Source organism: Niastella sp. sgz303648, from assembly GCF_059587045.1.
This window is the reverse complement of the sequence record NZ_JCAPSW010000001.1, coordinates 36,984-49,265: the sequence shown is the minus strand read 5'-3', so window position 1 is coordinate 49,265 and position 12,282 is coordinate 36,984. Positions and strand designations below refer to the sequence as shown.

The following is a 12,282-nucleotide window of genomic DNA, read 5'->3' as shown; positions in this document are numbered from 1 at the left end:
AGTTTCAAAAATAGTTGTTATAATAGTAAACATCTATATGATTTACCACGATGGACCCCAGGATGCATACTATGTATATATCATACTTTGTAAGGATAATTCCTATTATGTTGGATTAACAAACGACCTCATTAAGAGATTTGCTGAACACCAAACCGGAGTATATCCCACCTGCTATACATTTAAAAGAAGGCCATTGGAATTGAAATATTATGAAATGATTCCTTTTCTACAGGATGCAGTTCAAAGGGAAATGCAATTAAAAGGCTGGACAAGAATAAAGAAGCAGGCTTTAATTGATCAAAATTTACATAAGCTGCAGTTATTATCTCAATGTCAAAATTTGACACATCATATTTATAAGGATTTACATTAGATCCTGAGCGTAGTCGAAGTACCACACAAAAGGATTGAGCGTAGTCGAAATCCTTATCGGAAGTGGTTTGCTATATTCTTTGCGGCCGCACTTCGACTGCGCTCAGTGCGTATTAAGCGATCCTTCGATAGTTCGACTTCGCTCACTATGCTCAGGACCTTTTCCTCCATTTTCTTTATCTTTGTACGGTAATATGCAACCCGATTACCCTCATAAAGTTTTTAACGACAAACGCATGGGCTATTGCCTGCTGATGGAAGCATTGGCTATGGACAGTTGTTTATAATCTTTCTTTTATTCTTCTTCCGCTGCTTATTGCGAATTCACTGCATTCGTGAATGTATAATTTATACTATCTAAACAATTTATTATGTCAAAGACAGTAATGGCGTCTGCATCTGCCGATACAAAAACTGATTTTTTACCGCTCGAAGGAACCGATTATGTTGAGTTTTATGTGGGCAACGCCAAACAGGCCGCTCATTTTTATAAAACAGCTTTTGGGTTTCAGTCGCTGGCTTATGCAGGCCCCGAAACAGGGGTTAAAGACCGTGCCAGCTACGCCATCAGACAAAACAAGCTCACTTTTGTTTTAACCACGCCGTTGCGCGCCGGCAATGCCATCGCTGATCATATTTACAAACATGGCGATGGCGTAAAAATGTTAGCGCTCAGAGTTGGCGATGCCACCAAAGCCTGGGAAGAAACCACCAGCCGCGGTGGTAAAAGTTATATGGAACCAACCCGCCTTACCGACGCTCATGGCGAAGTAGTATTAAGCGGTATTCACACTTACGGCGAAACGGTTCACCTGTTTGTTGAACGAAAAAACTATCGCGGTGCTTTTATGCCGGGTTTTGTTGAATGGAAATCGGTATACAATCCTACGTCAACCGGCCTGCAGTATGTTGACCATTGCGTGGGCAACGTAGGCTGGAACCAGATGAATAAATGGGTAGGTTTTTATGAAGAAGTAATGGGCTTCAGGAACATCCTGAGCTTTGATGATAAAGATATTTCCACCGAGTATTCAGCCCTCATGAGTAAGGTAATGAGCAACGGTAATGGTTTTGTGAAATTCCCCATTAATGAACCAGCCGAAGGCCGCAAAAAATCGCAGGTGGAAGAATACCTCGATTTTTACGATGGCGAAGGATGCCAGCACGTGGCCCTTGCCACCAATAACATCGTAGAAACCGTAACGGGTTTACGCGACCGGGGAGTAGAATTTCTGAAAGTGCCCACTTCTTATTACGATGACCTGATAGACAGGGTAGGGAAGATAGATGAAGATCTAGCCCCGTTGAAAGAACTGGGCATACTGGTCGACCGCGACGACGAAGGATACCTGCTGCAGATATTTACCAAGCCCATCGAAGACCGGCCCACCTTATTTTTCGAGATCATTCAGCGAAAAGGCGCCAAAAGCTTCGGCAAAGGCAACTTCAAAGCCTTGTTCGAAGCCATTGAACGTGAACAGGAATTAAGAGGGAATTTGTAGAAAAAGTCATTTCTCTGGTATAGCCATAATAAAGACCAACGTCCCGCCTGCGGCGGGACTTTTTTTATTTGAAAAAAATCAAATATCAGTAATCCCGGAAAAGAAAATATTATATTTAAACCATATATACCCCTGAGCGTAGTCGAAGGGTATTGTTTAAAAAGATTGAGCGAAGTCGAAATCTTTGTAAGTCGCACTTCGACTACGCTCAGTGCGTATTTTGGATCCTTTGATAGTTCGACTTCGCTCACTACGCTCAGGATCTTTTCGCTGAAACACCTGAATATGAATATTGATTAAGGTTAATTTGTAATTTATAAGAAAGTCAGGTGATAAAACCGGCTGTGTTAATAGCGATGCCTGCCCTATAGGATTTTTCCGTTTTCCACAATGTGCATAAGCTAAAATGAAATTTGGTGCTTTGTTTGCATTAATTTTAACATCAGATCAGCATTGTGAACCAAATAATCATAACCTAATTTTCGTTTTAATCGCAGTTACCTTCAATGAGATACCTAACCATAATTTTACTGGCAGCCATGGGAATGGCAAAAACAGCAACAGCGCAAATGGCTGCTGCCAGTTATAATTTTATCGACTATCAAAGGTCGTTCCCGCGTATCAGTGAAGCGCTTAAACATAAGGAAGATACGCTGATGAAACAGTTTAAGGATAAAAGATTAACCTGGCCTGCCAGGTATATTTATATCCGTTCGTTCAAGTACGACAGCCAGATAGAAGTTTGGGTTAAACAGGAAATGAACGAAAAGTTTAAGCTGTTTAAAACCTACCGGGTATGTGCACTGGCCGGATCGCTGGGCCCTAAGCGTATGGCAGGCGATTATCAGGTTCCCGAAGGGTTTTATTATATCAATGAGTTTAATCCCAAAAGCAACTACCACCTGTCGCTCGGTTTAAATTACCCCAATGCATCAGACAGGATACTCAGCGATTCATTGATGCCGGGTGGTGATATTTACATTCACGGCAGCTGCGTAACAACCGGTTGTATTCCGGTTAATAACGAACAGATCGAAGAATTATACATTCTCGCTGCGCAGGCCAAAAGCATGGGACAGGATTTTATTCCGGTGCATATTTTCCCCATACGGTTCGATAATCCGCGCAGCAGCGATTACCTGAAAAAATACGTAAAGGATTTTCCTGAATACCACGATTTGAGTGAAGAATTAAAACACGCCTACCTGTACTTCGAAAAAACCCATAACCTGCCCGTTATTATGGTTTCAAAAAAGGGCGATTATGTGGTAGAAGGCTCCCTTCCCAAAGAAAAAGAAGTGGCGCCAGCCGTGGTGGCCAAAAAGGAACGCCGTCCGCTTAAAACCTACAACCAGGATGAAATTTCATCGGTGGTTGAGCGCCTGCCGGTATATCCGGGCGGAAACGATAAATTTCAGGCTTTTCTCGAAAAGCTGAGTAAAGACATGGTGCCTTACCTGCAAAACGGCCAGGCCAAAACCTTTGCCATGGTTGAGTTTGTGATCGATAAACAGGGAAAAGTGATCTATGCCAATGTTATTAAAGGAGGGAACGACGACCTGAACGATCGCCTGATAGAAGCTTTTGAAAATATGCCGCAATGGACACCCGCCGTTAAACACGAACAAACGGTAGCCGTTAAATTAAAACAAACCATTTTTATCGAAAAGCCCGAAACGGCTATTGTAAACCTGCAAACGGCGCCTATGAGCAATCAACAATAGCGTGAATGGTGAATGGTCAATGGTGAATAGGAGTCTCAGTGAGCAATTTTGATCAGCAATCAATACAGACCTTTTGTTAGAAATGATATAAAACAAATGCCACCGATATGGTGGCATTTGTTTTATATAGAACGAAATAACGTGATGAAATATACTGAGAAATGAATTTACCAGGGAATTCCAAAGCGCAACGACTATTGCCTATTGCCCTTTGCCCATTGCCTTTTAAATAATGTCCATTGCTTTTACAAAAAATGTACAAACAAAAGGAAGGATCAGGGTCAGATACTCAAATCGCGAAGCGATTGCGAAAACAAACAGGGCAGCAGATGCTAAAAACAGGATCCAGTACAAAAATTTTGAAGCGCCATTAGCCATATGGTAAAATTTTGTCGCAAAAATAGGGCGAAATTGCCGATTCAGGTACAAAATAATGCTGTATTTTTTGCTACCTTCCCGGCCTTGTATTTTTAACTCTGCTTGTCCGCCAAAGCTTTAGCAAAGGCGGATACCCTGAACCTTGTATCCTGAGCCTTGTGCTTTGTTTCTTAATCCTGTGCCCTGAGCCTTGTATCTTGTGCCTTTATGATGATTCCCCTCCCGGTTGCGGCCTGTTAGCATTAATCATATAATAACATGAATTTGTACACTTTGTAATAATTTCGTTGACAATTATCAGCTTTCCTGCCATTCAGGAAAGAGGAAAAGTTTACAGGTTAAAAGCGTACAGTTAAATACTGCAATATGACGATTCATTTTTTTATCAGGTTTTATACCCGGCCCGGCGAATCTCTGCTGGTTACGGGCAATACCGAAGAATTAGGAAATTTTACCATTGAAAAAGCGATCCCCTTAACCTGGCTGAACAATGACCTTTGGACAGGCACCGTTACGATCAATTCGCCCCAAACCGATACCATTCACTACAGCTACGTTTTTAAAAACCAGGAAGGGTACAGCGAGCTGGAATGGGACGACAATAAAACGATCGACATCACCAAAAATCCCATGCAGGAAATAAAGGTGCTTGATACCTGGAACCATCCCGGCGAATTTGAAAATGCGTTTTATACCGACCCTTTTCAGCAGATTTTGCTAAAAGACAACGAAACACGCATCAAAGCAAAAGCCGTTAAACACCCCACCCATGTTTTTAAAGTAAAATCGCCGCTGCTCAAAAAAAATGAAGTGATTTGTTTATCTGGCAGCACCAGGGATATGGGCGACTGGGACGAATCGGCTCCCGTGATATTACACCGTGAAGACAACTGGTGGACAATAAAACTGCAGCTTCCCAAAGAATCATTTCCCATTCAATACAAATACGGCGTTTACAATATAAAAAACAAAACTTTCGAGCGGTTCGAAGATGGTGAAAACCGCTGGCTGCATGGTGATGCCCTTACGAACACCCTTACTATATTACACGATGGGTTTGTTCGTTTACCCAATACCACCTGGAAGGGCGCCGGTGTAGTGATCCCCGTATTCAGTTTGCGCAGTAAAAATTCTTTCGGAACGGGTGAGTTCACCGATCTGAAATTACTGGTCGACTGGGCCGCAAAAACAGGCCTGAAAATGATCCAGATTTTACCGGTGAACGATACAACCGCCACCCATACCTGGGTTGATTCATATCCATATGCGGCCATTTCGGCTTTTGCGTTGCATCCTTTGTACCTGAATCTTACCAAAGTAGCAGGAAAGGAATATGCCGAATTATTAAAGCCACTGAAGAAAAAGCAAAAACAACTCAACGATCTGGCCGAGCTGGATTATGAAGCAGTGATGAAACTAAAACTCGCTGCTATAAAAGAATTGTACATGGTGCAAAAAGAAGAGTGGGCAAAGGACGCAGACTATCTTGAGTTTTTTGAGAACAATAAACACTGGCTGGTGCCTTATGCCGTTTTTTGCTACCTGCGCGACTATAATGGCACTTCTGATTTTAATAAATGGAAGCAATACACCGAATACAAAAAAGAAGCCATTGAGAAACTGGCTGCAGCAAAAGGCAAATCAGCTGATTATATAGGCATCCATTATTTCACCCAATACCACCTTCATCAGCAACTGCAGGATGCTGCAGAATATGCCCATAAGAATGGTATTATTTTAAAAGGCGATATTCCCATTGGTGTTTACCGCTATGGCTGTGATGCCTGGGTTGAACCGGAACTGTATCATCTTGAAATGCAGGCCGGCGCTCCACCCGATGATTTTGCGGTGAAAGGACAAAACTGGGGATTTCCTACTTACAACTGGGACCGCATGGCAGCCGACGGATACGAATGGTGGCACCAGCGGTTTATACAAATGAGCAATTATTTCGATGCTTTTCGTATAGATCATATTCTTGGGTTCTTTCGTATATGGAGTATTCCTTTGCATGCCGTGGAAGGCATCATGGGACATTTTGTACATGCCGCTACGGTACACATCGAAGAATTTGAACAACGGGGAATTTGGTTTAACGATATAAGGTATTGCCAGCCCTTTATCAACGATACCGTTTTGTGGGAGCTGTTTGGTCCGAATACAGAAAAGTTCAAACCATTTTTAGATGGTCCCGGAAACCAGTACACGTTAAAGCCGGAGTTTGCTACGCAACGGCAGGTTGAAGCATATTTCAACAAACTCGAATTAAGCGAAGATAACAATCACCTGCGGCAGGGATTATACGACCTCATATCGAATGTTATTTTGTTTGAAGAACCAGGTTCGCAGGGCAGGGAATTTCACTTCAGAATAAGTATCGAAAGCACCGCTTCGTTCAGGCACCTCGAAACCTACATACAGGATAAACTAAAAGATCTGTACATAGATTATTTTTACCGCAGGCAGGACTTTTACTGGATGAAAGAAGGGTTAAGAAAATTACCGGCACTGAAACGGTCGACCAATATGCTTATTTGCGGCGAAGATTTAGGCATGGTTCCGAATTGCGTACCAATCGTAATGAAACAGCTGGGAATTATAAGTCTGGAAATTCAACGCATGCCGAAAGATATACATACCGAATTTTTTCATCCGGCACATGCGCCGTATTTATCGGTAGTTACGCCTTCAACCCACGATATGAGCACCCTTCGCGGATGGTGGGAAGAAGACCGCATAAAAACGCAACGGTTTTACAACAATGTATTAGGGCAGTGGGGCGAGGCGCCATCTACCTGCGAAGCATGGATAAATAAGGCCATCGTAATTCAGCATTTTGAATCGCCCGCTTTGTGGGTTACCTTTCAGCTGCAGGACCTGCTGGGCATGAATGAAACGTTGCGCAGGGAGAACCCGCATGATGAGCGCATAAACGTGCCTGCTAATCCCCAACATTACTGGCGCTATCGCATGCACATTACACTTGAACAATTGCTAAAGGAAAAAGAATTTAACTCGGAAATAGAAGAGTATATAAATGATGCAGGACGCTAAAAATTAATATCGAATATTGAATATCCAATATTAAATGTCGAAATTTGAAGGTTCTTCATTTCGACATTTAGCATTCGACATTCGATATTTACAATATGAAAGTAACATATAAACCAGTCAGTTTTCCGTTCACATACCCTTTTACTATTTCAAAAGGAACCAAAACCCATCAACCTTCTCTGATTGTTCAGCTCGAACACCGCGGTTTATATGGCTATGGCGAAGCGCCGGCCATTGCCTATTATAATATTCCGGTCGAAAAAATGATCGAAGACCTTGAACGCAAAAAAATGTTCGTTGAAAAATTTGCATTTACCGACCCCGAACGTTACTGGCATTACCTGCACCATCTTTATCCGCAAAATAATTTCCTCGTTTGTGCATTAGACATAGCAGCCTGGGACCTGTACGGTCAAATTCGTCAGCAACCTTTGTATAAACTATGGGGTCTGGATATGGAAAAAGCACCCCCTACCGATTACACTATAGGCATCGACACCATTGAAAAAATGGTGCAGAAGATGCAGGAAAAGCCCTGGCCCATTTATAAGATCAAAGTAGGTACCGATCAGGATATAGCCATTGTAACTGCCTTACGAAAACATACCAATGCTGTTTTGCGTGTTGATGCCAATGCTGCCTGGACGGTTGATGAAGCCCTTGAAAAAATACCGGTGCTTAAAGACCTGGGGGTTGAGCTGGTAGAACAGCCGCTGGCTAAAGATGACTGGGCAGGAATGAAGCGGTTGTTTAACGAATCACCATTGCCATTAATCGCCGATGAAAGCTGCGTAACCGAAGAAGACGTGCAAAAGTGCCACGAACATTTTCATGGCATTAATATAAAGCTCACCAAATGCAGCGGCATTACACCTGCCCGCCGCATGATCACCAATGCCCGCTCGCTCAACATGCAGGTGATGATCGGCTGCATGAACGAAAGCACTATTGGTTCTGCCGCCATTGCACACCTGGCTCCCTTACTCGATTATGTTGATATGGATGGCCCCTTATTACTCGCCGAAGACAGTGCAACCGGTTTACAATTTGATTATGGAAAAGTTACCTGTTCCAGTCAGGCCGGACTTGGTATAACCGTAACAGATAAGGCCTTTAATTAATGTAACATCCGCAGGTCACTTACACAGTTATCGCCCAAAATAACACACTTATTGTTTAAACTGCACGGCTATCAAAAATAATTAGGTGATATATTAAAAGTGTTACTTTTAAACTGTTAAGGTACTCAGAAACACCAAGCAAGGGACCTGTTAATTTAATTTCCTAACCAAAACGAAACCGAGACCATGTTAACCTCTTATCCTCACGTTTCGCGCAATACCAAATTGCCTGTTATCACTTACTGTTTCGAACACTATTTCCCGTCAACATCTTTACTCCCCGATTATTCATAGCAGTTTAGCACAGCTGTTACTATTGTTTTTTTCATAACGCTGCGAAAGGTTTTCCCTTTTTCACAATTGCTGTTATGCCAGTTTTTGGCTGTAAAGAATTTATATGCCTTATAAAAAAATATTATTCCTTTCGGGTAACCGAAAAAGTGTATTGATAATGGCATTGCTGTTATCAGGTATAATCAGCGTGCAGGCCCAAAATACAACCAGCTTAAAGCTGCCGGCAAAGGATTCTTTGTCTTCGGGTATAGCGCTGCCTTTAATTGCCGATAAAGCCATGTATAATAATATGGTCGATTCGCTGAATCACCGCAGGTTGTTTCCCAACGGTTTTGCAACGAGTCAAACCCGGTTGGATACACTTTTTAAAAGCAAACTAAAAGAAACTGCTTTTGGTGGCATGAAGGATTCTGTTATGGGGGAGTTCCTTTATTATGTAAAGAACAATTTTGGAACAGACCGGGTAAATAAAATAGTGAAAAGCTTTTCGGTTTCGCGCGACTCAGGTTCATTGCAGAAATTTATTGGCAGTAAAATACGCGGTTTTTATTCGGTAAATGGAAAGGAATCTTTTAAGATACCTACATTCGATAAATTCCTGAACAATCATTTCAGTGGTATTGAATACAACGTTGTACACGATAATACCCAAATAACCCCGGCTCCATGGATGCACCAGTTGCAGGTAAGCGACCAGGTAATGCTGATGGATATTCCTTTTCAGGTTGGGTTTTCAAATCTCTCCAATGACTATACGCCGTTGCAGTACAACAATCTCATGAAAGTATCCTTCGACAAAGACGGGTTTCAGCAGGGCCTGCAGCAAAAGTTGGGGAAGTATTATAATATGAAGAAGTACCTGCTGACAGATATGGACATGCTATCGTATGTGAAAACACATTTCGACAGCGAAGTGACGCAGCAAATAAAAGGTGCCACAACCGATGCAATTCCTGATCCCGAAGCTTTTGTAAAAGCAAGAATTTCGAACGATGAACTGCTGAAGCTCGACAATAATCAGATAAAAGAAAAGCTGATGCCGGCCGGTGAAATACAGGCCCTTCGTGAACGCCTGCAGGGATCGCAGCAATTACTCGATGAACATGGCGCTTCGATGACCGCTCAGCAAAAAGATTCATTGCTGCAGCAAATGAAAAACCAGAGCGACTATTTGTCGTCGATGGAGCAACTCAGCAATAAAATTGGGTCTTTAAAAAATAAAATGGCTGCCAGCGGTATCAACGCTAACCAGGTTACACGACTGCAGCAGCATATGAATGCCCAGGCCGAAGAAAGCCTGAAACAACCGCAGGTAATAAAAGAAGCCGCTTCTAACTTATTACCGCTAAATGGACTGCAACGGTTCTTTACCAATGTAGGTGCAATGAATGCCGGTACGTTTGGTATGAATGGAAGTGAAAGAGGAGTAAACACATTACTTCGCGGAGGTGCTGCATTATCGGTTCTTAAAAATAAAAATACATTCTCGGGTGGTTTGGGCCAGGTTAAAGACGGCGGCTTTTTAAAAGATGCCGGCTTACAAAATTCGCTCATGAGCTCAGCTTCGTTTATGCAGTTCTTACAATTCGGAAAAGGCGAAGAAGGAAAGAACAGCACCCACGTAACCGTAATGAACAGCAATACCACCTCGCCCAATACAGCTTATTTTTCACAGCTGGCATTACCCAGAAATATTTTTGCAGGTACTATTTCAAAATCAATTAAAGTACGCAGGGCCGGACTGGTAGAAGCCGAACTGTCAAAATCGGCTACACAATATAAAAATACCGTATCGCCCGATGCCAATACAGTAATGGAACATAAAAGCGCGGTATTCAGCTATACCGACGATTTGTTCCAAACGCTTTCGGCAGGCGTTCGGTATATGGATGAATGGGAAAAAGCAGGCCTTTCGCATAATGTGCATGTTGCATATGCAGGTTTTGGGTATACCAACCCCGGCAACCCTTCTGCTTCAAAAGGGTCCTGGCAATATGATATGCAATTACGCAAGCAGATCACCCGAAAGGGTTATGTGCAGGCCCGGTTCGCCAATCGTATTTATAATTATTCCGGCGACGGAAATCTGAAATGGAACAACATGCAGTTTGATCTGCAGGGACGCTACCGCTTCAGCCGCATACTTACACTTGGTGGAAAGTTCAATCAGTATCAGTTAGTGCGCAAAGATGCAGACAGTAAAGAAAAAATGTTTGTAAGTCGCAAAGTAACGGCCGATGCGCAATATTCAGGCCCTGTAAAGGGGGTGTCGCAACGCACTAATTTTTCACTCGGCTGGCAGCAGTTCGATAACATCGCCGTTCAAAAAGGCGGACAAAGCAATCTGTTGTTAATGCAATGGTCAACATCGGTACCAGTGGGTTCAACCGTGCTGATGATGAACACCTTCTATAATAAAGAAATTGCCGATTATGAATTAATGGGCAACCTGTTTACCACCGAAATAGGAGCGGGGTATCCGTTGTTCAAAACAATATCGCTCAATTCATCCCTTACATACCTGAACAATTCCATAGCAGCACGGCAGGTGGGCATCAGACAATCGGTGAACGCCATGGTGTTGAAGAACTGTTCAGTTGGCTTATATATCGATTGCCGTAAAAATCTTATTACGCCTGTAAATGCTTATTTGTATGGCAGTTTCCGCGGCGAGCTGTCTGTTCGTTACCAGATCAAATGATGCTGAATTATGAGAAAACTATTTATAATAATTTTTTGCACCAGCCTGTGTACCATTAGCCGTTCGCAAATAATTGTACAGTTTGTACCTGAATTGCAGGGACGCACCACCGATGGCTTACTGCTGGCAAAATTTACCAATGCAACCGCTGAAACAAAAACCGTTTCGATCGACATTGCCGTAACCGAAAAAAAATCGGGCAAAGTGGTGATGATCAGTACGGCTCCTTTTAATCTGATGCCGGGTGTAAACAGTATCGACCGAAATGCGGTATCGGCAGCGGTTATCAGATTCTCAGAAAATAACCTTGCCCGGTTGCTCAGGCAAAGCGGTGTATTTCCCGAAGGCGAATATGAATATTGCTTTCAGATATACCGGCAGGATAAAACGGGCAGGGGCGAAATGCTGGGCGAGCAGTGCTTCGATTATTTGGTAGAACCCCTGACCCCGCTGTTTTTGATTGAACCCTATTTAAAAGAAAAGATCTGCGAAAAACGCCCATCTTTTACCTGGCAGCCTTCGTTGCCCGCCATTCCGGGGTCGCAATACCGCGTTACAGTAGCCGAAATGAAATCAGGACAGCCGGCCAGTGAAGCATTGGTATATAATCTTCCACTTATCAATCAGTCGAATATTTTGTCGTCCATGCTAATTTATCCGCCTGCTGCCAAAGAGCTGGAAGAAGGAAAATCCTATGCATGGCAGGTAACGGTATATAAAGAAGGAATGATCCTGAACCGGTCAGAAATATGGGAGTTTACAATAAAATGTAACGACACACCGAAAGTCGACAAAGACGACGGTTTCAGGGATATCGAAGACCTGGCAAGGGGCAATTACTACATAGCGAATGGCAAAATAAAGTTTGCCGTGTATAATGCATATGAAGAAACCAACCTGCAGTACTCGATCTTTTGTTTGAACAAACCCGACCAGGCTGTAAAGCATCTTCCAAAAGTTAAGCTGAAAAAAGGTAATAACAATATTGTGATCGATGTGTCGGAAAACGACTCATTCACCGATGGGTATCATTATATCATGACTGTACGATTACCCAATAACACCGAAAGAAAATTACGGTTTTTGTATAAATCTGGATCATGAAACAAACATCCGTCCTGCTTAAACTAATT

7 protein-coding genes are annotated in these 12,282 nt (G+C 42.7%); all 7 read left to right on the top strand.

All coding sequences use genetic code 11. The features are described 5' to 3' along the window. The first annotated feature begins 37 nt into the window (after nt 1–37). The 7 genes from AC59IL_RS00120 to AC59IL_RS00090 all read left to right on the top strand — a co-directional run bounded on the left by AC59IL_RS00120 (nt 38) and on the right by AC59IL_RS00090 (nt 12,253). Entirely contained in the window at nt 38–376 is a 339-nt protein-coding gene (locus AC59IL_RS00120) for a GIY-YIG nuclease family protein (RefSeq protein WP_496550023.1), read from the top strand. A gap of 370 nt (nt 377–746) precedes the next feature. After that, nucleotides 747–1,877, top strand: a complete 1,131-nt coding sequence (gene hppD / locus AC59IL_RS00115; RefSeq protein ID WP_496550022.1) for a 4-hydroxyphenylpyruvate dioxygenase — start codon at nt 747–749, stop codon at nt 1,875–1,877. A gap of 506 nt (nt 1,878–2,383) precedes the next feature. Further along, complete coding sequence (locus tag AC59IL_RS00110; protein ID WP_496550021.1) at nt 2,384–3,601, top strand: L,D-transpeptidase family protein; 1,218 nt, start codon at nt 2,384–2,386, stop codon at nt 3,599–3,601. A 744-nt stretch (nt 3,602–4,345) separates the two neighbouring features. After that, the gene (locus tag AC59IL_RS00105; RefSeq protein ID WP_496550020.1) at nt 4,346–7,033 is read left to right on the top strand and encodes a 4-alpha-glucanotransferase; all 2,688 of its coding nucleotides are present in this window, start codon (nt 4,346–4,348) and stop codon (nt 7,031–7,033) included. A 95-nt stretch (nt 7,034–7,128) separates the two neighbouring features. Continuing rightward, on the top strand, nt 7,129–8,154 hold the full coding sequence (locus AC59IL_RS00100; protein ID WP_496550019.1) for a dipeptide epimerase: 1,026 nt from the start codon (nt 7,129–7,131) through the stop codon (nt 8,152–8,154). Between the two features lie 397 nt (nt 8,155–8,551). Further along, entirely contained in the window at nt 8,552–11,149 is a 2,598-nt protein-coding gene (locus AC59IL_RS00095; RefSeq protein ID WP_496550018.1) for a hypothetical protein, read from the top strand. Nucleotides 11,150–11,158: 9 nt separating this feature from the next. Continuing rightward, nucleotides 11,159–12,253 (top strand): hypothetical protein, encoded by a 1,095-nt coding sequence (locus tag AC59IL_RS00090; protein ID WP_496550017.1) that lies wholly within the window; start codon nt 11,159–11,161, stop codon nt 12,251–12,253. Nucleotides 12,254–12,282: the final 29 nt, after the last annotated feature.